The organism is Caballeronia sp. SEWSISQ10-4 2, from assembly GCF_030464885.1.
GTDB lineage: Bacteria > Pseudomonadota > Gammaproteobacteria > Burkholderiales > Burkholderiaceae > Caballeronia.
Genome location: NZ_JALPRJ010000002.1, coordinates 112,675 through 136,813, shown reverse-complemented (window position 1 = coordinate 136,813; position 24,139 = coordinate 112,675). Strand labels below are relative to the sequence as shown.

General features: G+C 61.5%; 22 protein-coding genes. 11 read left to right on the top strand and 11 right to left on the bottom strand.

The annotated features are described in order from the left end of the window. Positions 1-320: 320 nt before the first annotated feature. From M0D69_RS02250 to M0D69_RS02230, 5 genes are all read right to left on the bottom strand, one after another. Positions 321-791, bottom strand: coding sequence for a hypothetical protein (locus M0D69_RS02250; protein ID WP_301780461.1), 471 nt, complete (start codon positions 789-791; stop codon positions 321-323). After that, entirely contained in the window at positions 788-1,108 is a 321-nt protein-coding gene (locus tag M0D69_RS02245) for a TfoX/Sxy family protein (protein ID WP_301780460.1), read from the bottom strand. Before M0D69_RS02245 ends, M0D69_RS02250 begins: the two co-directional genes overlap by 4 nt. A gap of 292 nt (positions 1,109-1,400) precedes the next feature. Beyond that, a complete protein-coding gene (locus M0D69_RS02240; RefSeq protein ID WP_301780459.1) occupies positions 1,401-1,622 on the bottom strand; it encodes a GDCCVxC domain-containing (seleno)protein in 222 nt (73 codons plus the stop codon). Positions 1,623-1,689: 67 nt separating this feature from the next. Continuing rightward, positions 1,690-2,346, bottom strand: coding sequence for a DUF1109 domain-containing protein (locus tag M0D69_RS02235; RefSeq protein WP_301780458.1), 657 nt, complete (start codon positions 2,344-2,346; stop codon positions 1,690-1,692). Further along, the gene (locus tag M0D69_RS02230; protein WP_301780457.1) at positions 2,343-2,972 is read right to left on the bottom strand and encodes a sigma-70 family RNA polymerase sigma factor; all 630 of its coding nucleotides are present in this window, start codon (positions 2,970-2,972) and stop codon (positions 2,343-2,345) included. The genes M0D69_RS02235 and M0D69_RS02230 overlap by 4 nt, the downstream gene beginning before the upstream one ends. A gap of 161 nt (positions 2,973-3,133) precedes the next feature. Between M0D69_RS02230 and M0D69_RS02225 the strand changes: the two genes are divergently transcribed. The 9 genes from M0D69_RS02225 (at position 3,134) to M0D69_RS02185 (ending at position 13,139) form a co-directional block, all read left to right on the top strand. Continuing rightward, a complete protein-coding gene (locus tag M0D69_RS02225; RefSeq protein WP_301780456.1) occupies positions 3,134-3,466 on the top strand; it encodes a DUF2282 domain-containing protein in 333 nt (110 codons plus the stop codon). A 13-nt stretch (positions 3,467-3,479) separates the two neighbouring features. Beyond that, positions 3,480-4,370 carry a DUF692 domain-containing protein gene (locus tag M0D69_RS02220; protein WP_301780455.1) on the top strand — a complete coding sequence of 297 codons (891 nt, stop codon included), beginning with the start codon at positions 3,480-3,482 and terminating at the stop codon, positions 4,368-4,370. After that, positions 4,342-5,157 (top strand): DNA-binding domain-containing protein, encoded by an 816-nt coding sequence (locus M0D69_RS02215; protein WP_301780454.1) that lies wholly within the window; start codon positions 4,342-4,344, stop codon positions 5,155-5,157. Before M0D69_RS02220 ends, M0D69_RS02215 begins: the two co-directional genes overlap by 29 nt. Next, complete coding sequence (locus M0D69_RS02210; protein WP_301780453.1) at positions 5,154-5,618, top strand: DoxX family protein; 465 nt, start codon at positions 5,154-5,156, stop codon at positions 5,616-5,618. Before M0D69_RS02215 ends, M0D69_RS02210 begins: the two co-directional genes overlap by 4 nt. A gap of 414 nt (positions 5,619-6,032) precedes the next feature. Then, positions 6,033-6,671 (top strand): hypothetical protein, encoded by a 639-nt coding sequence (locus tag M0D69_RS02205; RefSeq protein WP_301780452.1) that lies wholly within the window; start codon positions 6,033-6,035, stop codon positions 6,669-6,671. Between the two features lie 449 nt (positions 6,672-7,120). Next, a complete protein-coding gene (locus M0D69_RS02200) occupies positions 7,121-8,512 on the top strand; it encodes a TolC family protein (RefSeq protein WP_301780451.1) in 1,392 nt (463 codons plus the stop codon). Beyond that, complete coding sequence (locus M0D69_RS02195) at positions 8,509-9,573, top strand: efflux RND transporter periplasmic adaptor subunit (RefSeq protein WP_301780450.1); 1,065 nt, start codon at positions 8,509-8,511, stop codon at positions 9,571-9,573. Before M0D69_RS02200 ends, M0D69_RS02195 begins: the two co-directional genes overlap by 4 nt. A 51-nt stretch (positions 9,574-9,624) precedes the next feature. Further along, positions 9,625-12,744 carry an efflux RND transporter permease subunit gene (locus tag M0D69_RS02190; RefSeq protein ID WP_301780449.1) on the top strand — a complete coding sequence of 1,040 codons (3,120 nt, stop codon included), beginning with the start codon at positions 9,625-9,627 and terminating at the stop codon, positions 12,742-12,744. A gap of 113 nt (positions 12,745-12,857) precedes the next feature. Continuing rightward, entirely contained in the window at positions 12,858-13,139 is a 282-nt protein-coding gene (locus M0D69_RS02185) for a hypothetical protein (RefSeq protein ID WP_301780448.1), read from the top strand. A gap of 211 nt (positions 13,140-13,350) precedes the next feature. On the opposite strand, the gene M0D69_RS02180 is transcribed toward M0D69_RS02185, so the two are convergent. Then, the gene (locus M0D69_RS02180) at positions 13,351-14,445 is read right to left on the bottom strand and encodes a BMP family ABC transporter substrate-binding protein (protein WP_301780447.1); all 1,095 of its coding nucleotides are present in this window, start codon (positions 14,443-14,445) and stop codon (positions 13,351-13,353) included. Between the two features lie 50 nt (positions 14,446-14,495). Further along, entirely contained in the window at positions 14,496-15,572 is a 1,077-nt protein-coding gene (locus M0D69_RS02175; protein ID WP_301780446.1) for a porin, read from the bottom strand. A 589-nt stretch (positions 15,573-16,161) separates the two neighbouring features. On the opposite strand from M0D69_RS02175, the gene M0D69_RS02170 reads away from it, so the two are divergent. Together M0D69_RS02170 and M0D69_RS02165 are read left to right on the top strand one after the other, a co-directional pair. Beyond that, on the top strand, positions 16,162-16,347 hold the full coding sequence (locus M0D69_RS02170) for a hypothetical protein (protein WP_301780445.1): 186 nt from the start codon (positions 16,162-16,164) through the stop codon (positions 16,345-16,347). A gap of 43 nt (positions 16,348-16,390) precedes the next feature. Next, entirely contained in the window at positions 16,391-18,457 is a 2,067-nt protein-coding gene (locus M0D69_RS02165) for an EAL domain-containing protein (RefSeq protein WP_301780444.1), read from the top strand. Positions 18,458-18,509: 52 nt separating this feature from the next. On the opposite strand, the gene M0D69_RS02160 is transcribed toward M0D69_RS02165, so the two are convergent. From M0D69_RS02160 to M0D69_RS02145, 4 genes are all read right to left on the bottom strand, one after another. Beyond that, complete coding sequence (locus M0D69_RS02160; RefSeq protein WP_301780443.1) at positions 18,510-20,282, bottom strand: bifunctional diguanylate cyclase/phosphodiesterase; 1,773 nt, start codon at positions 20,280-20,282, stop codon at positions 18,510-18,512. A gap of 470 nt (positions 20,283-20,752) precedes the next feature. Further along, the gene (locus M0D69_RS02155; RefSeq protein WP_301780442.1) at positions 20,753-21,589 is read right to left on the bottom strand and encodes an ABC transporter permease; all 837 of its coding nucleotides are present in this window, start codon (positions 21,587-21,589) and stop codon (positions 20,753-20,755) included. Between the two features lie 20 nt (positions 21,590-21,609). Next, entirely contained in the window at positions 21,610-22,887 is a 1,278-nt protein-coding gene (locus M0D69_RS02150) for an ABC transporter permease (protein ID WP_301780441.1), read from the bottom strand. Between the two features lie 134 nt (positions 22,888-23,021). After that, positions 23,022-24,065, bottom strand: coding sequence for an ABC transporter substrate-binding protein (locus tag M0D69_RS02145; RefSeq protein ID WP_301780440.1), 1,044 nt, complete (start codon positions 24,063-24,065; stop codon positions 23,022-23,024). Positions 24,066-24,139 lie beyond the last annotated feature (74 nt).

The following is a 24,139-nucleotide window of genomic DNA, read 5'->3' as shown; positions in this document are numbered from 1 at the left end:
TTTTGAACGCCGGTTTTCTACGCACGTACGGCAAGGTAACGGCCATCCACGTGTCGTGCATTCAGTTCGGGAACTTGCCGGCCGCCTGCTTGTGCCTCGTCTCGTCAAGAGACAAGCGCATCAATGGTTTAGCGTGCTTGCCGCTGCGTTATCAACAGACTTATGAACAAATTCTGTGGAGAACTTCGCGACCGCGAGGCCAGCGCGATTCGCGCAGGCGGCCCCATTTTGCGACATCACTGAGCGACGACTGGTGCGGGGCGATGATGACCGTCCGGAAGCCATAGGTGATTGCGGTCCACGCCGCCACGCAGCGATGTCTATGATCGACGCGACCGCCGCCGCTCCATGACCGTGGCGATAACACATGCCTCAGTGGTCGCGATGAAGGCCCAAAAAAGCAGTTCTACCAGGACTAGGGCGAACGGTTCGCCAAACATGTTGACAGGCGTAAAGAACTCCCAGAACAGGTAAGTCAAAACGAAATTGAGCGCAGCAAACCGTGCGGCTCTTCGAAACACGCCGGCGGGCCAAGCATGTGCGAGCCAGCCATAGATCGCGGCGTGAACCACGCCGAAAAGTACGAGGCCGTAGATCATCGGGACGGGATTCACGACAATCAGCGGAAGAGGTTCCAGTTGCGTCCAGACCGCTATGAGCTTCCTGCTCTGGATCGGCGACGTGAGCAGAAATCCGCCTCCGTTCCACCCGAAGCCAAGCAATCGAAACGTCAGCGCCATGACGACATTCAGGGTAAGCCCACCTGCGAGCCCCGCGACGAGTATCCTCATCCTGCGACTCCCTGGTCGGCCTTGCGAAGACGGGCAAAGTCCGCGGCCGCTTGAATGAGCGCCTGGTTGAGGCGATAGTCCTGCGGGTCGGTTCGACTGATCTGCACCCATGCGCGCATCGTCGATTTATCGTAAGGCTGGAACGGGCGGGCGCGCCGAGCGGACTGCAGACTGGCGGCGACACTCACGGGCAGTTTCATCGCCACGCTGTCGCCGTACACGCAGGCGACCATTTTTCGATCGGTGAACCTGGCGGGACAACCGAACATCGTGTGGCGCGTGACGCCGCGCATCGCCGATAGCAATTCGTCGAGCACAGCCCTAGATGGCCCCTGATTCCGTGACATCACGATCAGCCTCCGCGTCTTTCAGGCGAATGCATCAGCAAGGTTGCACAGCCGTTCATGCCAACTTATCCGGGCAGGATATCGTGCAGTTATTCCCTCCTTTTATGCCGGTCAAAATTGACTAGCATGACGTGCGAGTGTGACGCTCGTGCGCCCAGTCAGCACCCTCCTCCCGACCGCCCTGACGCGCCGGCGCCTTGTCGAGAACCGCCTTCATGAAATGTCGCTGAAAGCGTTCAATTTTCAGAATGCGAAGACCTTTCTAGAGATCAGGTCCGCAGCAGCCACGCCGCTGTTGCATCGGCGGACAGTTCACAGAGCCGAACGAGCAAAACACGCAGCAATCGCCCGGATTGGCCTGCAGCAGGACCTTGCAGTGGCCGCACTCATAAAAGAACTGGCAGGCATCCATGGGCATAGTTTCCTGACGGGCAAAACCACAGTGCGGACAGGTCAGTACGGATTCCAGGACGATTGCATCCATCGCGGCCTCACTTCTGTAGTGTTGAGGGATAGCCCGCACATTCACCGACAGTCCCCGTCAAACCGACTCATCGCTGTGGCGTAATCCAGCCAAACAGCCGCCGCCCGTACAGGCCGCTCAGGACCATCAGGACCGCTGCGACGCCGAAATTCCACATCAGGATCATGACTGTCGCGTCGAGCGGATGAAACAGCGATAGGGCAACCGCCGTCATGGCGGCAACAGCAAGACTTCCGGTCATTACAACGGAGTTCGGTGACAAACGCGCCACGTACCGCAGCATGATCAGCATCACCAGCGACAGTGGGATGCCTGTGATCGCGAGTGTCGCAAAGCAGCGCGCGGTTTCGCCCGGCGACATTCCGTCCGGCCCGATGTTGATCCAATTCGTGAGGCATCCGTAGCCAATCGTGGATATCCACGCCACCACCGCAGGCGCCGGTAGCAGCAACCACCCCCGCGACCAGCCCGGCACGCTCGCCATGAACGATGCAATCGAGGCGAGCACTGCGGTGGTCAGCGCCGCTGCCACACCAACGACAAAGATCGGCTGGTGTAGCTTGACCATGAGATCGGGCCGTACGCCATGCACGAGCGCGACCACCGTTAGCATCAACGCGGCAAACAGCAGCCAGCACAGGGCGCGCATCACAGGCGATAGCAGGCGCCGCACCGGCTTCGCGTCAGCAACCAGCGAATCGATCAGGTCGGACGTTGACTTCATGACTGGCCATCCCGCTTCCCGATCAACCTGCGCAGATTCTTCAGCGCCCGATGCGTTGCCACTTTCAGCGCGGCGACCGACATTCCACTCGCAGCCGCGGCTTCCTTCAACGACATTTCCTCAAGTTTCAGCATGCGTATGGCGTCCCGTTGTCCGGCCGGCAAGTGCTCAACGGCGTCACGCAGCATACTGGCGTCCGCCGCCTCTTCCTGCAGATTCGTTTCAGCAGCATGAAAGGTTTCATATTCCGGATCAAACGGCGCCTCATGCGCACCGAGACGTCCCTGGCGTCGCAGCCCGTCGGCGACGCGCCGGTTCGCAATCGTGACGAGCCAGGGGCCAAACGGGCGCGCGGGATCGTATGTGTGGCGCACTGTATGGATGGTCAGAAGAATGTCCTGCACCGTATCCTCGACGTCGCTCCGGTTACCGATGCGGCGGGCCGCGATCACCCGTAAATACGGCGTGATCGCTTCGAGCAGGCGTCGGTACGCATCCCGGTCGCCCGCTTGCGAGTGAGCCATCAGGATAGACCAGTCGAGGGTACCGTCGGGGCGCGTTTCCGACGTTTCGGGAGGATGATCAGCCTGAGCCGCATCCTGAGCATTGCGTACGATACTCAGCATTGGGCCAGGGCGGTGCGTTCTGGAGGACATGTACGAATTCTGCACGCCGGGAGGACGCTTTCGTAAAAAATAAATTTTGCGAGCGGCGTAACCTTTGCCCGTCGCCGGCGAATCTTCCTGCAGGTTGCGATTGTGCGACCCCAACCTCAGGAGGATGCAAAATGAGCAAGCAACTGGGTAAGCCGCTACTGGCCGCTTCGACCCTCTCCGCCGCGATCGGTCTCGCGCTTGCGATGCAGGCTTTACCGGGACAGGCGCAGGAGATGAAGGACATGAGCAAGATGCCGCAGGCCGTCCAGGACAACATGATGCGGATGCAGAAGAACAAGCTGGAAAAGTGCTACGGCGTCAATTCGGTCGCGAAGAACGACTGTGCCGAGGGCGCCCACTCGTGTGCCGGCCAGGCGACCCAGGCACGCGATACGAAGTCGTTCGTGCTGCTGCCGGCGGGTGACTGCTTGAAGATTCAGGGCGGCAAGCTGCAGGCAAGCTGAGCCGATACCCGCGATGAGCATTCCAGTGCGTCACGCGCAGCAGGCTTCCAGCCCGATTCCGGTGAACGCCGGCATCGGGCTGCGCTTTCGCCATCACCAGCCGGTGCTCGACAGGCGACCCACAGTCGCCTGGTTCGAGGTGCATACCGAGAACTACATGGGTGGCGGCAGCGCACCTCAATACCTGGACGCGATTCGCCGCGACTATCCCATTTCGTTGCACGGCGTCGGACTGTCCCTCGGAAGCGCCGACGGGCTCGACGCTGCGCATCTGGCTCGCGTGCGCGGCGTGGTCGAGCGGGTCGACCCCGGCCTCGTTTCCGAACACTTGTCCTGGAGCGTCGCCGGTGGCACGTATCTGGCCGACCTGTTGCCGCTGCCGATGACCGAAGAGGCGTTGAGCGTTGTTTGCCGACATGTCGATGAAGTGCAGGCTTGTCTCAGGCGGCGCATCCTGTTGGAGAACCCGTCGACCTATCTGCGCTTCAGTCACTCGACGATTCCCGAGTGGGAATTCCTGGCCCAGGTTGCGCAGCGCACGGGTTGCGGGATTCTGTGCGACGTCAACAACATCTACGTCAGTGCCTCCAATCACGGCTGGGATGCGATGACCTACCTAGGTGCGCTGCCACCGGTTGCGATCGGCGAAATCCATCTTGCCGGGCACAGTGTCCGGCAACTTGATCACGGGCAAACGTTGCGCATCGACGATCACGGCTCACGTGTTGCGCCGGAGGTCTGGGCGCTCTATCGCGAGGCGCTCAACCGTTTCGGGCCAGTGCCGACGCTGATCGAATGGGATACCGGCGTGCCGCCGATCGAAATCCTGATAGAAGAAGCCGCTCTCGCTGACGCGGCACTCGAAAGGCAACGTCATGAATCCACCCGTGCCTACGCTGCGTGAACTTCAGCACGCGATGCGGCGAAGCCTGCCTGAAGGCGTCAACGAAGAAGCGTCTGCCTGGATCGTGGCAGACGGCCTGGACGCCGGCAAGCGGCTCAGCATTTACCGCAACACGTTCGCCGGTGTGCTCGGAACAGCTCTGCGCCTGGCCTTCCCGGCCGTGCATCAGCTCGTCGGCCCGGATTTTTTCGAAGGTGCAGCGGGATTATTCGTGGCGCAGGCTCCGCCACGCAATGCGTGGCTGGATGAGTACGGCGCGGAATTTCCGGACTTTCTGGAGCGGCTACCGCAGGCGGCGTCAGTGCCTTATCTTGCCGACGTCGCGCGTCTGGAATGGCAGGTCAACCTTGTCCTGCACGCACCGGACGCTCCGCCCCTCGACATCTCCCGGCTCGCAGCACTGAGCAACGTCGCGCCGGCGCAATTGCACTTCGAACCCCACCCCGCGGTACGCCTGCTGCGATGTGAATTCCCGATCGACGTCATCTGGCGCGCGGTACTTGAGCGCGATGACTGTGCCATGGCGACGGTCAATCTCGCAGAGGGCCCGGTCTGGCTGCTCGCTCACCGAACGCAGAGCGGTATCGAGGTGAAGCGTCTGGGCAAGCGTGAATGGCACTTTACCGCTGCCCTGTTTTCCGGAAAGTCGTTCTTCGGAGCGTTGGAAGACGCACCGTGCGACGACGCACACACCGTGCTCGCCACGCACCTGGCCCGCGGATGCCTTGCGGATGTCAGCGTGGTTCCCAGCGCGCTTGCGAACGAGTTCCGGAGGACTGACACATGACACGTTCTCACCAACCCGTCACCCCGTCACCGGTCAGGGGCGGTCGAATCGGGCGCCTCGTCGGATGGCTCGAGCGTGTGCCCTACGCACTCCTCGCCATCCCCTTACGGATTGCGGTGGCCACCGTTTTCTGGAACTCCGCGATGACCAAACTGGCGAACTGGGAGACTACCCTCGAGCTGTTTCGAGATGAATACAAAGTGCCGCTCCTGCCGCCGGAGCTTGCCGCCTACATGGCCGTGTCGATCGAGTTGACAACGCCGGTGCTGCTGATACTTGGCCTCGCGGCCCGGCCCGTTGCGTTCGTACTGCTGGGAATGACAACGGTCATCGAAATATTCGTCTATCCCCTGGCATGGCCCACTCATGTCCAGTGGGCTGCCATGCTACTGGTGCTGATATGCCGCGGTGCCGGAACCTGGTCCGTGGACCATGTGTTACGAAAGCGCTGGATCGGCTAGTTCGGCAAAAGCGGGCCGACTTCACAAAAAGGTGTTCGTACTTCGCGGTTGATTTCGTCTTGCGCGATGCAATGGATCCCGTGGGACGTCAATGGCTGCGGACGGGGTCGCAGAACGGCCACCTTCCATCATTCGCTGCGAGCTTCCGTCGATGCCGGAAGTTGTCTGACCTTTCGCCCGAGCGCAACGTCCGGTTTCAGTACCGGCATGCGAGCGAGTCACCCGAACGGCAAGAGCTGACCTACTACGTATCTTGCGCTCTAATTTCGCGGTCCCGAACGCACGCAAGCGTTCTCGCCGAGCTTTCGCCCGATTCGATAGCGCGTCGCGCTCAAGCGACATCAATTGCGCGGCTCGCCTTATCGTAAACACGTCGCCCTTGATGCTGGATGCCGGAAAAGCAGGCTTGCCCTAGTGAGCGGCGTGCTCTATACATTCAGCATAGACACAGGAGGCCGTCACATGGCATACAACCGCCGCCACGCACGAGGATTGCTTAGCGCATCCGAGTTGCCGTTGTTTGAATCCAGTGTCGGCGAGGCACTGACCGGGTGGAACGCTGTGCAATTGCGCCAGAAAATCAAGCGCGCTTGCGACCTGCGTGACAAGTATCGGGATCTTCTACGCCGTCAGAAACTGGCCACCCGCGAGCGCACCGGGACCAAGTCGGGTGTGCAAGGTAACGACAACGTGCGCACTGAACAAAAAGTCAAGCTGTTCGAAGAAGTGCAGCAGCGCCTGGAGGGCCGACAGGTCAAGTTAGCAGCGGCCGAAGCCCGTAAGGCCAGCCAGGCGGAGAGCGCGCTCGCGCTAGCTGCGATACGTAAGGCGCGCGTCGAGCCAAGCAAGGTCATCGCTGCAAAGAGGCCCTCCAACAAGCGCGCGGCGGTTGCGTCGGTGGCAAGAAATCCCAAGGCGAGCGTGGGCTTGACCAGTGAAAAAGCGAGCGCAGCGGCGCAACGTTCGCAGCTCGCCGGTTCGCGTTCCAAGGTGATCCAGACACACATCGCCTCGCAGGGCCGACGACAGCAGGCAGTTCGGGACAAGCGCTGAGTCTGTATCGGGCACTTAGCTCCGCGCAGAGGCCAAGTCAACGGCGACCTCGTCGTGAAGTCCACCGACACCGTGGCGGTCATTCAAGGCCGGGCCTCGCCGCCGCCTAGTACTTTGCCGCCATGCCATCCGTCTACAACATAGTGGTGGGTAGCGAAAACGTGATCCGGCTGTCGCTGGCTAGGAGATCTCGGAAACCGGCGCGCCCTTGGACATCCGTCCAGCAATGTTCGGCGTCGTGATCGGTGAGCCATGGCGCATGATTGTTCGAGCGTCGGCCTCACGTCAATGAGTGTTGTGACGCAGTATGCGCCACGACCACCAACCACGTAATACGGACACTCACAACGAATTGACGTCTTCTTGACGAAAACTTCACAACCCCTTGCGTAGCATCCACGTCTGTCACCGTCTCAACAGGCGGCCAACAAACCCGTGGATGCTGTGCTATGCGCCGACCGTTGCTGCTCGCCTCCGTCATGTTGACCGGATGCGCGGCCTATCACCCGCAGCCCATCGCGCCGACGCAACTGGCCCGGCACTTCGAGGACCGAACGCTTGCGAGCGCCGAACTGCGCGCGTACCTCGCGCGGCAGTCCGGGCACGATATTGATCCGTGGCCATTGCCACACTGGAACCGCGAGATGCTCACCCTCGCGGCTTATTACTACAGCCCGGCGCTTGATATTGCACGGGCCCAGTGGGGCACCGCGAAAGCGGGCATCGATGTCGCTGGCGCAATTCCGAACCCAGTGCTGCAACTGCCGTTCCAGTACGCGACGCCGAACCCGGGACCGGGTGCGCCATGGATCACCGGCCCCGCGCTCGACATTCCGATCGAGACCGCGCACAAGCGCGGCTACCGGATCGACCAGGCATCACACCTGTCGGAAGCCGCGCGCCTCGCTCTCGGCAATGAGGCGTGGAAGGCACGTGCACAGGTGCGTGACGCACTAATCTTGCTGTACGCCGCCAGCCAGCGCGCGGCATTCTTGTCGCGCAAAACCGAGGCCCAACGACAGATCGTCGCAATGGTGACGAAGCGCCGCTCGGTCGGCGAAAACTCCGGACCCGATGTAGACGCGGCAGTGCTCGCGTCCTCCCAGGCACGGGCCGATCTCGCCGCCGCGTACAGTGCCCAACAGGACGCGCGCGCGCAACTGGCCACGGCGATCGGCATGCCGGTGGCCGCACTCAGCGCCGTCCAGCTCGATCTCGACGCGTTCGGCGCAGCCCCGCCTGAACCACCCGCCTCTGACGCGCAGCGCGAGGCGGTTTTCCATCGCGCCGATCTGCTGGCGTCGCTCGCCGAGTACGCGGCCGCCGAATCGGCGTTGCAGCTCGAGGTCGCGAAGCAATATCCGGACATCCATCTCGGCCCCGGCTACACATACGACACGGGTACGAACAAGATCGGGTTCGGGCTCGCTGGCATCACGCTGCCGGTTTTCGACCAGAACCAGGGCGGCGTTGCACAGGCGGAGGCGAAACGCAAGGAGGCGGCCGCGCGCACCGCAGCCTTGCAGGACACGATGCTCAACGACCTTGACCATGCGCTCGCCCACTACCGGGCAGGCCTTGATGCCGTGCTGCTCTCTGCCGCACACCTCGCGACCGCGCTAAAGCAACTGAACAGCCAGTCGGCAAGCTTCGCAGCCGGCACCACCGACCGCCTCATGTTCACGCAAGCCAGAGCGGACTACCAGGCGAGTGAGATTGCCCATCTTGACACCGTCGTCGCCGCGCAGCAGGCAGCCGGCACGCTCGAGGACGCAATGCAACGCCCCCTCGCATTGGAGACCGTCAACTCCGCCGTGACTCAACAAGAGATACCGCGATGAAACGCACATTGGTGATTCTTTCTGTTGTCTCCGTGCTGCTGGCGGCCGGCGCCAGCTGGTTCATCTACCAGACACTCGTTGCCAGTCCACTGAGGCCGGGCGCGCCTGCGCAGGCTACAACTCAGCTGTCCGTGCAGACGGTGAATGGCGAAACGGTGGTTGTCGTTGCCACCGATGTGCAGCGTGCCAGCCACATCGAAGTCGCGCCGCTCACGGCCGTTGCCATCCAACCCGAAAACATGGCGTACGCGACGGTCATCGACTTGCAGCCGCTGTTCGATCTGCGCAATCGCCTTGCCGCAGCGCGGGCGGACTACGACACGTTGCGCGCACAGGCCGGCAACTCGAACGCGCAGTACGAGCGTAGCCGTGTGCTGTTCGATGACGATCGCAACGTCTCGCAGAAGAGCCTGCAGGACGCACGAGTGCTCATGCAGGCCGATCAGGCCAGGCTCCAGTCGGCCAACGCGGCGCAAAGCGGTTTGGATGCGACCATGCGCCAGCAATTCGGGGAAGTGCTTACAGCCGCGGCGATGGCGCCGGCCTCGGACCTGTTCCAGCGGTTGCTCGCCGGCCGCGCGGTGGTGTTGCGCGTGACGCTACCCGCCACCTACAGCAGCGCCGCACCCGCGCGCATCACGATCGACGCGCCGGACGGCCAGCCGGTCGCGGCGCAGAAACTCTCGGCTTCGCCCCAAGGTGATCCTGCGGTCCAGGGCAACCCATATTTCTACGTGACCGGGCGCGCGCTGCCCGTTGGAACCCACACCGCCGCGCACGTGCCGGCGTCGAACGGGAGCGTGTCTGCACTCGTGATTCCCGAAGCGGCAGTCATCTGGTACGGCGGCCAGCCGTGGGCCTACGTGCGTACTGCGCCGGATCGCTTCACGCGACGCTACGTGCCGGCATCGTCGCCCGGCGACCAGGGCTTCGTCGTGACGAGCGGCTTTCATGCCGGCGACGAAGTGGTGATGCACGGCCCACAGTTGCTGCTTTCCCAGGAACTCCGGCCGCAGGGCATCGCGACGGCGTGCAAGGATCCGCCCGAATGTGACGACTGATCCGTAGACCGGTTTGCTCACTTCGCCCACACTGCACGCTCCTGGTAACCAATGCTCTACGCCATCATCCGGTTCTCGCTGCGCTTTCGCGGCGTCATTTATGCGCTGGCGGTGTTGCTGACCGGCTACGGCCTCTACACACTTACACGCGCGAAGCTCGATGTTTTTCCCGAGTTCGCCCCGCCAATGAGCATCGTGCAGACCGAGGCGCCGGGTCTCTCCAGCGAGCAGGTCGAGACGCTGGTGACCCAGCCGGTCGAAAACGCGCTCGCCGGCATGGTCGGCCTGCAGTCGATGCGCTCGAAGTCGCTGCAGGGCCTGTCCGCGATCACGGTGGTGTTCGACAGCCGTGCGAACCTGCTGCAGGTCCGGCAACTGGTTTCCGAGCGCGTCAACGCGCTCGCCTCGACGCTGCCCGCCGGCGTGCAGCCGCCGAGACTGCTGCCGCTCACGACCACGACCAGCGTGGTGCGCACCATCGGCCTGACGTCGAAGACGCGCTCGCTGATGGACCTCTACGACATCGCGCAGTGGACGGTCAAGCCGCAACTGTTGAGCGTGCCGGGCGTCGCGGACGCCATCGTGTTCGGCGGCGACACCCGGCAGTTACAGATACAGGTCGATCCAGGCAGGCTGATGCGCTACGGCATGTCGATTCAGGATGTGATCGCGGCGGCCCGGACGTCCACCGGTGTGCGCGGCGCGGGTTTCATCGAGAACGCGAATCAACGCATCGCCATCAATACCGATGGCCAGATCAGAACACCCGATGCACTTGCCGGCGTGGTGTTGCGCTGGAGTAATGGCGCAGCCGTGCGGCTCGGCGACGTCGCAACCGTCACGTGGAGCAGCGCGCCTCCTGTCGGCGCCGCATCGATCATGAGTACGCCCGGTGTGATGCTGGTCCTCGAAAGCCAGTACGGCACCAACACGCTCGCCGTAACGAAGGACATCGAGAAGACGCTCGCCGCGCTCAAGCCCATACTGACCCAACAAGGCGTCGACATGAACGCGGACGTGTTCAGACCAGCCAACTTCATCGACGCGGCCGTGGGCCACCTGCGCATGGCGCTGCTGGTCGGCGCAGTGCTGGTGATCGCGGTGCTCTTCCTCTTCCTGCTCAATGTTCGCACCGCGATCATTTCAGCCGTCGCGATTCCGCTCTCGTTGCTGGTCGCAATCATCGTGCTGAGTTCGTTTGGCGTGAGCCTGAACACGATGACACTCGGTGGCCTCGCGATCGCACTCGGCGAAGTGGTCGACGATGCGATCATCGACGTCGAGAATATTTATCGGCGGCTGCGCGAGAATCGAAACCGGCGCGAGCCATTGGCGGCATTGCGCGTGGTGCTGCGAGCCTCGCTCGAAGTCCGCAGTGCGGTCGTGTTCGCAACCTTCATCGTGATGCTGATCTTCCTGCCGGTGCTAACGCTTTCGGGGATAGCCGGCAAGCTGTTTGCGCCACTCGGCGTTGCCTACATCCTCGCGGTGCTGGCATCGCTCGGTGTCGCGCTTACGCTAACACCGGCGATGGCGCTCGCGCTCCTTACGCGCGGGCCGCTGCCAGAACACGAGCCGCGCTTGCTCACGTGGCTGAAGACACGCTACACCGCGTTGCTGCTGAAGGTCGAGCAACGTGTGAGGACGGTCATGGTGGTAGTCGCCGTGATGTGCGTGGCGACCCTCGCCGCGCTGCCTTTCCTGCGTGGCAACTTCATTCCTGAACTGCGCGAGGGGCACTACATCGTGCACATGGGACTCGTGCCCGGGACTTCGCTCGCCGAATCGATGCGCATCGGCACTCAGGTTTCGCGAGCGCTGATGCGTGTGCCGGGCGTTCGGCTGGTTGCGCAGCGTGCCGGCCGCGCCAACGGCGTTGTCGATCCGGTCGGCGTGCAGTTGAGCGAGTTCGAAGTAGACCTCGAACCGATGAGCGCGGCCCGGCAGAACGCGATCTTGCACCGCATCCAGGAAGCGCTCGCCCGCTTTCCCGGCCTTACCACGTCGGTCAATACGTTTCTCGTCGAACGGATCGACGAGATCATTTCCGGCGTGACGGCGCCCGTTGCGGTCAACGTCTTCGGCGACAACCTCGATGTGATCGATCGCAAGGCACAGGACATCGCGCGATTGCTGGGGACCATCCGCGGCGCGGCGAGCGTGCGGGTGGAATCGCCTCCGGGCATCCCGGAGCTCGACGTCAGACTGAAGCCTGACCAGTTGAGCCGCCGGGGCTTCCGTCCGGTCGACGTGCTCGATGCGATCCAGAGCACCTATCTGGGAAGCACGGTTGCACAAACCTATGAAGGCAGCCGGACCTACGATGTCACCGTAGTTCTCGCGCCCGAAGCGCGCAAGAATCTGGCGGACGTCGGCGCGCTGATGCTGCGCAACCCGGATGGTCTGGCCGTGCCATTGCGCGAGCTGGCGGTCATCGGCCAAGTCTCGGGCCGGTATCAGATCACGCACGACGGCGGCCGGCGGATGCAGACGGTCTCTGTCAATCTCGGCAGCCGCGCAGTGAGCGATTTCGTGAGTGAAGCGCAGGCGCGCGTGAATCGCGACATTGTGATGCCGAAGGGCACGTACGCGGTATTCGCGGGCGAAAGCGAGGCGCGCACGCAATCACAGCATGACCTGCTCGCGTACGGGGCGATGTCCGTGGTCGGCATCGCACTGTTGCTGTTCCTCGCGATGAAGAGCCGGCGCGGAGTCGTGCTGGTGATGGTGAACCTGCCGTTCGCGCTGGTGGGCGGTGTGCTGAGCGTGCTGCTGACCGGCGGTGACCTGTCACTGGGCGGCATGGTGGGTTTCGTCACGCTGTTCGGCATTTCGCTGCGCAACTCAATCATGCTGATAAGTCACTACGAGCACCTCGTGCATGTCGACGAAATGCCGTGGGGCATGGAGGCAGCCGTGCGCGGCGCGTCCGAGCGGCTGATACCGATCCTGATGACGGCGCTCGTGACGGCGCTCGCCTTGCTGCCGCTCGCGCTTACGAGCGGTGCGGCTGGGAACGAGATCGAGGGGCCGATGGCAATCGTTATTCTCGGCGGACTGGCCACCTCCACTATTTTGAACCTCATCATCCTGCCAACGCTCGCGCTGCGCTATGGCCGCTTTGAGCGCGATACGCTGGCCGAACCGCAAGCCGCATCGTCGAACGGGTGATCCATGCACTTTCGCCCCCCCTGATGCTCCCCTACATCGAACGTCTTCACGCGCGCGGTAGACTCTCAGAACGAAGAACAATCGCGTCGGCGACTTATACGGAGAAAGATGTCATGGAACGCTCTGAATTCGTTACAACCATCCGACAACTGGATGCAGCCGCCGAGATCCTCGCCAAGGCCGGTCCCCAAGACTGGAAATTCGATGCATTTCAATTGCTTGCGTTTTTTCGCCGATACGACAACCCGGGTCCTGGTTTGGAGGCGGTCGTAACGTCCGACGATGAGCTGTTCGCGCGTACTGCGCACGCCGCGCTTACTATGGCGGGGCGTAACGAGTTCGCCGCGTCGCACGCGCTTCTCGAGCAGGCCCGGTCGCTTTTGCCCGCTACATGAAAACCACTGCGGCATACCGGCATGGCGCCTGAGTCAGCGCTCGACACGGCGCAACTTGGGCGCCGGTTCTCATCATTTTGTTTACTGGTCGTTGCGAAGTGCAGTGCCGTTTGCAGGGAAACGCACCGCCTTCGCAGCTCCCCGCGACACTGATGATCATCGCAAGCTATTCTCGTGCGGGACGACTCGGGCCGTCCCGCACATCCAACGGCTACTTCGGCAACGAACCGTCGACGCCTTCAACATACCAATTCAGCCGCTGCATTTCCGGATCGGTCAGCGTCTTGCCCGCGGGAATCTTCACGGCTCCAGACTGATCCTTGATCGGCCCGCTGAACACGTCCCATTTTCCGCTCGCGAGCTGCTCGCGTTTCGCCTGGACATCCTTCAGTGCACTGGCCGGAATCGCCGACGCATTCAGGTCCTCGAGGTCAACGGCCTTCTGCGGAATACCCCACCACACCGGATCGTTCTTCCACTTGCCATCCAGAACCTTCTGGATCGCCGCGGTGTAGTACACGCCCCAGTGCCCGACCACCGAGCCCAGGTGCGCCTCAGGACCGAACTTCTTCATGTCCGAATCCCAGCCGAATGCATGCACGTGTTTTTCGGCAGCCGTCGCCAGCGTTGCGCTCGAATCGGTGTTCTGCAGCAGCACGTCGGCGCCCTGGCCGATCAGCGTTTCCGCAGCCTGCTTTTCCTTGCTTGGATCGAACCAGCTGTTGATCCAGATGACCTGCGTGTGAATTTTCGGATTCACCGAACGCGCGCCCAGCGTGAACGCGTTGATGTTGCGAATCACCTCAGGAATAGGCACCGACGCGACGAAACCCAGCGTATTGGTCTTCGTCACATAGCCTGCGGCGACGCCGGCCAGATAGGCGCCCTGGTACATCCGCACGTCGTAGGTGCCGAAATTCGGCGCCTTCTTGTAGCCGGTCGCGTGCAGGAACACCGTGTCGGGAAAGTCCTTCGCGACCTTCAGCTCGAAATCCTGATAGCCGAAGCTCGTGCCGATAATGATCTTGTTTCCCTTGCTCGCCAGGTCGCGGAATACTCGCTCCGAATCGGCCGATTCCGGTACGTTCTCGACGCGAGTGATCTTGATCTTGTCACCGAATTTCGCCTCGGCCTCTTTCGAGCCTTGATTGTGTGCGTAGGTCCAGCCCGCGTCGCCCGGATTGCCGAGGTAGACGAACGCTACGCCAGGTGCATTGGCCGCCCAAGCGCTCGATGCAGCAAACGTAGCTGACAGCACGAATACTGAGCCCGTCGCTACCAGCGCATTCAGCCATGCTTTCTTCATTGTGATTCTCCTGTGGTGTGTCGGTGTTGTCGTGAAAGGTTTTAGGGCGTTCAGAACTTCGCGCGCACGCCGACGCCAAACGTGTCGCCAGTCGACTGACCCACGTAGTGGTCATTCATGTAGGCCGCATAGACATCGGTGCGCTTCGACAGCGGATAGTCGTAGCCGAGCGCCCAGGTCTGATGCGTCTGGTCGAGACCGCCATTGCTGCGCGAATAGGCATATGAGGCGAGCACGGAGCCCACTCCGATTGGCACCGAAACCCCGCCTTGCACTGTGTTCACATGGAAGCTGCCTGCGCCGAGATCGATGTCGTTTTTCGTGTACATGTACTGACCGAAGAACTTCACGTACTTGAGGTCGTAGGACACGCCGAGCTGCGCGGCGCTCTGGCTCTTGTAACCGGACTCAAGCGACGACAGGTCGCCGGGAGCGCTGTTGAAGTTGACGTACTGGTAGACGCCTGTTGCCGCGAACGCGCCATGGAAATACAGGAACTGGACGCTGTACTTCTTCTGGCCATTCTCGCCCGCCTGATTTCCCAGGCCGTACATCACGCTGCCCGTCAGACCGTTGAAGTCCGGCGTCGAGTACTGCAACGAATTGTTCCAGCCCGAGTCGCCAACGATTCCCTGATCGGTCGTGTAGGTCGGGAACGTGCCCTGTCCAAGGAACACGTGAAACACCATCGGCGAGAAGGTGTAGGAATCGACGAACGGGTTGAAGAGAATCGTCGATACGAACAACTGTGTGGTCAGACGCCCCGCCGTGAACGTACCGTAAGGCGACTGAATACCGACATAGGAGTTGCGCGCGAAGAAGGTGTCACCGGTGAAGCGGCCGTACTGGCCGTTCTGCGCCCGGTAGAACGCTTCGAGAGCAAAGATCGCCTTGTATCCATTGCCGAGGTCTTCTGCACCCTTTAAGCCCCAGTAGGACGTCGACATACCGCCGCCGCCCACGTTCCATGCACGATCGCCGGCGGGGAACTTCGTCGCGCCGACCCATTCGTCGATCTGCCCATAGAGCTGAACGCTCGATTGCGCGTGTGTAGTATTTGCGGCCAGCAAGCCGAATACGCCTGCGATGGCGGCAGCTTTTATCGTGCGGCTGACGGCTGCTTTCATGGATTTTCCTGTCATTGTCGAAAAATAGAGCGGTGGCTTGCGAGGGACATGGCGTCGCCTCGTCGAACTGTTTTTATGAGTACCTCGAGGACTGGCGTCCAGAAGGCGGGCTCATCATCAAGGCCCAATTTCCCGGCCAAAAACAAAGTTCCTTATGACTGGCATAACCAAATACATATGGGCAGAATGCGCTGCACCGTCGTGCCTGAAATCGTCGTTGCGTTGCTGCACGACTTCCTAAATAGAACTAAGGTTTTCCTTAATCACCACCTCCTATTTTCTGATCTTTCTGAAATGCCATCGTCGCAAAAAACCATCATGTGGGTTTTGACAAGCGCGAGCAAAGGATGGGTAAGCTTTGCCCAAAATCCGGCTTTGAATGTCGATACGACATCCAAATGCTGCTTACGCGCAAGATGTTCGACGTGCAGCCCCAACGAATGGTGAGGATTCCGTGAGGAAACTTGCTCGCGGCTCAAGTTGCGGTATCGTCCCGCCGTAATCTCGTGGGTGCTCATCGTTGGAGTGGATCGAAGTGTCTCAGGATCGAAGCAGCCGCTCAGCATCATCCTGCCAAAAGGGCCAAGGGGTGCCGGCCACGCATCCGCGTCGGGCGAACGAGGCACCGCGCGATCCGCTGGCATCCGCGATGGCCGCCCGGGCCCGTTCGGCGGGGCTCACAAGCGTCAAGGCGACGCTCGGACAAGCCGATGCCGCGTCGTATGCGGCCAAGCGCGACAGCCGCAACCGTGCCAGCGAGACACCGCATGCTTGAGCGTCGGGGCGTGTGGTCTAGCCTTCGATCCAACCGCGCTGCCATGCGGCCGGCGCTGTGGCTCGGTGTCGTCAGGGATTCGTTCGTCACCTTGATGCCTCTGACCTTCTTCGGCCTAGGCGCCGTGCTGCTGCAAAACCTCCCCTGGGATACCTACCAGAGCGCGATGGCCTCGCTCGGCGGAAGGACCTGGCACGAGCGCCTGAACCTGATCGTACTGGCCACGCATGGCGTGATGGGGCTGGCGCTGGCGCCACTCATTGCCGTTCATCTCTTCCGGCGCCTGCCTCCGATATCAGTCGACGGCACGGACGTGCCATCGACCGTGGCGGCACTCTCGGCCCTCGTCAACTTCATGCTCTTCGTGTTAGCCCAGCCGATCTCCAACGAGAGTTTCGGGCGCAACGCCATGCTCAAGGGCATCGTGGTGGGGATCGCCTCGGCCGAGCTGCTTCGGCAGATGATGCGCGTGCGCTGGTTCGCACTGGCACACCTGCCTTACGACACCGAGTCCAATTTCTACTTCGGGATCCGGCTCACTCCGCCTGTCATGGCGTCCGGCCTGGTGATGCTGGCAGCCGTCGCGCTGTCGGAGCGGCTGCCGAGCCTGCCGCACAACGCCCTTGCGCCATTTGTGGCCTGGGCTCAAGCGCACGGGGTGGCCACATGGCTGCTCAGCGTGGTCGCGGCGGCCCTGAACCAGATAATGTGGTTCACTGGCGTGAATGGCGGCAACGTCCTCGACCTCTATGCCACCGACCTGTTCGCGCAGGCGGGCGCGGCCTATACCAGCGGGCTCGCGCCGCGTGCCTTGTTCAACGCCTTCGTCCTGCTTGGGGGGTCAGGCGCTACCTGGGGCTTGATCGTGGCAATCCTGCTGGTCGTGAAGCAAGGTCCCCAGCGGCGCATCACGCAAATGTCTATCGTGCCGGCCTTCTTCAATATCAACGAATTGCTCATGTATGGCCTGCCCATCGTGCTGAATTCGATCTTCCTGACTCCTTTCATCTGCGTGCCGCTGGTGCTCTGCCTGCTCACGATCGCCACGGTGGAAAGCGGTTGGCTGACGCTTCACCCGGTGTCCCTGCTGTGGACGACGCCGCCGCTTATCTCCGGCTGGATGCTCACGAACTCTTGGCGCGGCGCCTTTATGCAACTGCTCGAGATCGGCCTGAGCACGGCGCTCTACCTGCCGTTCGTCCGGAAAGCCGAGGCGGACCGCAAGACGCGCGAGGCCGAAGCTGCGCGGGTGATCATGCAGATCATTCTTGGCAACGCATCGGCACGCAAGTCGTTGATCCAGCGCCGCGATGAAGTCGGCCGCATGGCGCGCGGGCTGCTCTCGGATCTATGCGACGGCTTGAGCCACGGCTGCCAGACCTTAAGCCTGGTCTACCAGCCCAAGCACGACCGCGAAGGCACCGTCGTGGGCGTGGAAGCACTGTTGCGATGGCACCATGCACGCTACGGCGCCATTTCACCGCTCATCGCGGTGACGTTGGCCGAGGACAGCGAGGAGATTCATCGCGTCGGCGCCTGGGTGATCAACGAAGCCTGCGCATGCAAGGCGCGCTGGAACGCGGCGGGCCACCGGCAACTGACGATGGCCATCAACCTGTCGCCGATCCAGCTCACCGATCCCGATCTGCCTGCGCGTGTGAGCCACGCACTGCGCACGCACGGGCTGGAGCCAGTCGAGATCGAGCTGGAGATTACCGAATCGGCCGAGATACCGGACGGCCACGTGGTCGACGAGACGCTGAGGCAGCTGGCCGAGGCCGGTGTGCGTCTGTCAATGGACGACTTCGGCATGGGACACTCGTCCCTGCTGTACATGCAACGCTTTCCCGTGTCGTCGATCAAGCTCGACGGCTCTCTTACGCGAGCGGTGCAGACCAATAGCACGACTGCGGACGTTATCCGTACGATTACGGCCCTGGGCCGTTTGCTGAACGTGAAGGTAGTGGCTGAATTTGTGGAGACCGCTGCACAGCGTTGCGCGCTCATCGAACTGGGCTGCGACATTTTCCAAGGCTACTTCCACAGCGCACCGCTCTCCGAGCAGGCCTGTCTGGATCATTTCAAGCAGCATGAATTGACCGCGACATGAACCGGTTCAGTGCTGAACATATTCCAGGTCGACTTGGACGTTCGGACGTGCCTCATTGCGGGGCCATCGATTCCTGGGTATGGAACTGGACATTGTTGCGGCCTGCCGATTTCGCGCAATACAGCGCAGCGTCCGCAAACCTTATCAATTCGTTCTCGGTCACCGCGTCGTTCGGATAAGTCGCCACACCAATGCTCATCGACGTTACGAACTCCTGCCCGTCAAGAAGAACCGGCTCGGAGACGGCAGCAAGAATGCGATTGGCGATGCTCACAACCTCTGAAATGTCGTTCACGCGGGGCAGGACGATCGTGAATTCGTCGCCTCCCAGCCGGGCGACGCAATCAGTCGGGCGAACGCAACCGGTCAGCCGCCTGGCGACCTCGCACAACAACTGATCACCGGCCACGTGGCCAAGCGTGTCGTTAATCGTCTTGAAGCGATCCAGATCGAGTATCAGCACGCTCATGGAGTAACGGCCTTGTCTCGCTCGTGCCAGGTCGGAGGTGATGCGTTCGTTGAAGTGGAGCCGGTTAGGCAGGCTTGTCAATGTGTCGAAGTAGGCCAGCGAGTGTATTTTCGCCTGATACTCATAGACCTCCGTCATATCGCGTGCGACGAACAGCACGCCCGCGACCTGCCCCTCCGTATCGCGCTCCGGGCAATATCGCGCGTGAAAGTGACGGTCCGGCCCGGCCTCTGTGGTCAAAAGGAGTTGCAGGGACAATTCGCGCCCGGTCTCGAGCACCTCGCGCACGTGCGCTTCGTATTCCCGCCCCTTACCCGTCAACCGCGCCACCTCTCCCAAGGTTTTCCCCAGCAGATCTTCGGCGGCACAGCCCGTCGCGCGCAGATAAGCTGTATTGAAGTAGGTACGCCGCCCATCACGGTCAAAGCGGATGATGAGATCGGGAACGTTCTCGGCAAGCGAGCGGATCTCGCGTTCACGGGACATCAATAGGGCGTCCATCCGCTTGCGCTCGGTGATGTCGCGGCCAAATACGATTGCCCCTGTTACCTGGTCATTCTCATCGCGTTCGGCTGCGATCTTGATCTCGTGCGTACGTTGGTCATGCTCGGGACTCGGGACAAGCACTTCGACGGTCTCCGCTATCCCCGTGCCTATCACGCGCTCTAGTGCCGCGGTATAACGCTGCTTGTGTTCCCTCAGTGTTTCGCCCCAGTCGAAGCTTTGCGACAGCCCGCCTTTATGCGGAATGACCGGCACGTTTTGACTCAACGCCGCACGATTGGCGAATATGACGCGGCAATCCTTTCCATAGCGCACGACGTTGTCAGGAGCGTTCTCCGCGAGGGACCGGAATTCCCGCTCGCGCGCGCGCAGGGACTCTTCCGCCCGCCTGTCTTCCGTGATGTCACGCCCGATAGCCAGTACACCTCTTCGGCGGCCAGAGGCATCATTCTCTGCAATGAAACGCACGAGATGAAGGTGGTGCCCGCCACCTTCTATCGGCATGGACAGTTCGATCTCGATTGTGCGACCGTTGTCGACAACCTGTCTGAGTGCACGGTCGTAGGCGTCGAAGCGGCCGTCGGGAAACAGCCCGACCGCAGCTTCTCTGCCGATGACCTTCCGGCGGTCGACTCCCAGCAGCTCTGCAATCCGCGTGTTCATATAGCATAGCCGGCAGTCGAGGTCGTAACGGCAGATATTGAGTCCGGTGTTTTCGGCCAGGTACTCGAATTCAACGGCCTGCCCGGAGAAGTGCTCGAACCCGGCTGCATGGCCGGAACGCTTTCCTCGACGCGGATTTGTTTTCCGCTCGAAGATGCGGCGCTTCGTCAGCCTTGCCAGTTTCTTCATGCAATCTTCATCTCCGTTGGGCAATCTAGCGTCGGCGAGATGTCGCCGTGCGTGTCCTTTCCGGGGGGCTGTTGATTGGAGACCTACACCCGGTTGGCTAAAGCTGGTTGATACCGCGCTTGTCGGCCTGAATATGTCTCTCTTGTCCGCGCTGAAACATATCCCCAAGAGCATGTAAACGGCAGAAATCGAGGATTACTAAAGGGCTGCGACAGAAGGGAATTCCTGAAAATGCAGTCAGGATATTCTGACTGTATGGTCCCCTGAATGCTCATACTCGGGCGGCGGTCGAAGGCGTATCCGGCCGAGGCAGTGGACTAGCCGGTTCTCGACTGACTAGCCGTGCCGCACTGAAAGTGCTCACGGTCGTCGAGGCAGCAAAAACGGAAGACCAGACGCACAAAAAAAGGCGCTGAAAATTGCTTCAGCGCCCTTTGACAATCGAAGTATCGCAGTGTTATGGACAGCGTTTATGCCACTGCCCGCGCCGCATTGCGCCCACGCAACCATTCGAGCGCGAGCAGCAAGCCTGTCGAGAACACGATCAGAATCGTCGCGAGCGCAGCGATGGTCGGGCTGATATTTTCGCGGATACCTGTAAACATCTGACGCGGCAACGTCGTCTGATTCGCCCCGGCGAGGAACAGCGTGACGACCACTTCATCGAACGATGTCGCAAACGCGAACAGCGCACCCGAGATCACGCCAGGCGCAATCACCGGCAATGTAATGCGAAAGAACGTCGTCACGGGATTCGCGCCGAGCGACAGGCTCGCGCGCACCAGGTTGTAGTTGAAGCCCTGCAGTGTCGCCGCCACCGTCGTCACGACGAACGGCACACCCAGCGAAGCATGCGCGAGAATCAGCCCAACATACGTATTCGCCAATCCAAGCGGTGCGAAGAACAGATACATGCCGACGCCGACGACAACCACAGGCACGATCATCGGCGAGATCAGGACTGCCATCAGCAGCGTTTTGCCGAGAAAGTTCGCCTTCGTCAGACCGATCGCTGCCAGCGTTCCGAGCACGGTCGCCACCACCGTAGCCGACGGCGCCACGATAAAGCTGTTCTTCGCCGCCATGCGCCATTCGGCGGATCCGATCAGGTTTTCGTACCAGCGCAGCGACCAGCCCGGAATGGGATACACGAGGAACGTGCTCGACGAAAACGACAGCGGTACGATCGCCAGCACCGGCAAGATCAGGTACAGCAATGTCAGGACGGCGAGACCGCGCAGCACAAAATACCACACGCGATCGACCATCGACATGTGTGGCGCAAACAGGGGTTTGGAAAGTTTCATCGTTTAGGCTCCGCCCAGGTTCAGCCGAGACTCAGTTGCGAGCGCGTGAAGCGCCCATACACGGCATACAGCACGAGCGTCGCGGCGAGCAGCAACGCGCCGAGTGCACACGCCATGCCCCAGTTGATCGTCACGTTGGTGAAATACGCGACGTAGTAGCTGACCATCTGGTCGTTCGGTCCTCCGAGCAGCGCCGGCGTGATGTAGTAGCCGATCGCGAGAATGAACACCAGCAATGCACCCGCCCCAATACCCGGATAGGTCTGCGGCACATAGACACGCCAGAAGGCGGCGAACGGGTGGCTGCCCAAGGAAATCGCCGCGCGCTGATAGGTCGGCGGGATCGACTTCATCACGCTGTAGAGCGGCAGGATCATGAACGGCAGCAGAATGTGCGTCATCGAGATGTACACGCCGACCCGGTTGAACAACAACGCAAGCGGATCATGGATCAGCCCGCTCGCAATCAGCGCCTTGTTGACCAGCCCTTCGCCCTGCAGAATCACGATCCAGGCGGCCACGCGCACGAGGATCGAGGTCCAGAACGGAATCAGCACGAGAATCATCACCAGGTTCGCGCGCCGGGCTGACAGCGTAGAGATCCAGTAAGCCAGCGGATAGCCGAGCAGCAGTGCGAAGATAGTCACGGCCGCGCCGATCACGAAAGTCCGGTTGAAAACGGTGAGATAGATCTGTTGATCCGGATCGGTCGCGATGACGTGGCCGAGCCCATCTTGTTTGTGATCGAGAGACGCCAGCAGGTAGAACGGCGAGTACGCGCTGCCGTTCTTCGCGATGGCTTGCCAGTACGCGATGTCATCCCAGCGCGGGTCCAGTTCGACCATTTTCCCGTGAACCTGGGCGGGCGTCAGCACGAGCGGATGGTTATCGGCATCAGCGAAAGGCATCGCGCGCGCCGTCTTCGCAACCAGCGAGCGATAACCCGGAATTTCGGTGTTTAACCGTCGCGCCAGTGCACCCATCGCGTCACCGTCCGAGATCGCGAGCAGATCGGTGGCGAGTGCGACATAAGCGGCGTCGGCGGGCGGGGCCTTGCGATCCCAGCCGTTGAGCGCTTTCAATGTGTGCGGCAAGCCCGCAACCACCTCGGGGTTCTGCACGGCACGCGCGAGCAAGGCGGCTATCGGCACGACAAAAATCAGCAGCAGGAAAATTGCCAGGGGCGCGATCAGCAGCAGCGCCATCGCGCGCTTTTTCGCCTCGGCGGCCTTCAGTTCGCGTTTAAGTCTACCCGTCGATTCGGGCGATGAATCGGCGGCGATCGTCATCGTGGTCACACCTGTCCCCTGCCTTGCATCCCGCCGCGCGCCGCAGTGGCGCGCGGATCCTGCATCGATGCGGCGCGGTTTCGTGTGTCGCGAAACCGCGCCCCCGTGTTGCCTGCTTATGCTATTTAGCTATCTCTGAGGGCTTACTTTGCAGCCCACGAAGCGAACCGCTGTTCCAGCTCGTCGCCATGGTCGGTCCAGAACGCCAGGTCTTGCAGCACTGCGTTCTTGCCGTTGGCCGGCGAGTTCGGCAGGTTGGCGAGCGTCTTCGGATCGAGCGACTTGATGGCCGCGACGTTCACCGGACCGTACGCGATGTGCTTCGCGTAGTCCTGTTGCGGCTTCGACGTGAGCGTGTACGCAATGTACTGCTCGGCCAGCGCCTTGTTCGGCGTGCCCTTCGGCATGGCCCAGTAGTCGAGGTCGTAAATGCTGCCGTTCCACACCACCTTCAGGTTCTTGCCTTCCTTCTGCGCGGCGTCAATGCGGCCGTTGTACGCGGTGGACATCACCACGTCACCGGCCACAAGGAACTGCGGCGGTTGTGCGCCCGCTTCCCACCACTGGATGTTCGGCTTCAGTTCGGCAAGCTTCTTGAACGCGCGATCCTGACCGTCCTTGGTCGCGAGCACCTTGTAGACATCCTTTGGCGCCACACCGTCGGCCATCAGTGCGAATTCGAGGTTATAGCGCGCGCCCTTGCGCATGCCGCGCTTGCCGGGGAATTTCTTCACGTCCCAGAAATCAGCCCAGCCGGCCGGCGCGGTCTTCAGCTTGTCCGCGTTGTACGCGAGTGCCGTCGACCATACGAAAATGCCCGCTCCGCACGTTTGCGGCGCTTCCGGAATCAGATCGGATTTCTTGCCGATCTTCGACCAGTCCAACTTCTCGTACAGGCCCTCGTCGCAGCCGCGGCCAAGGTCGCCCGATTCGACTTCGACGACGTCCCAGTTCACGTGCTTCGCTTCGACCATCGCCTTCACTTTGGCCTGCTCGCCGTCGTATTCGACGGCGGTGACCGCGTTGCCGGTCTGCGTTGCAAATGCCTGGTTGAATGCAACCTTCTGCGCATCGCCGTTCGCGCCGCCGAAGTTGACGACCGTCAGTTCGGCCGCGCTGACCTGTGCGGCGCCCAGCGCAAGTGCGACAGCACCGATAGCGCAACGCGTTTTGCCAATCTTCATCATGGTGTGTTCCTCCTCTTTGTGATGGTGTGCTAACCAGTGACTACTGTGTGATGTTGTTATCTTGCGCCTGAACC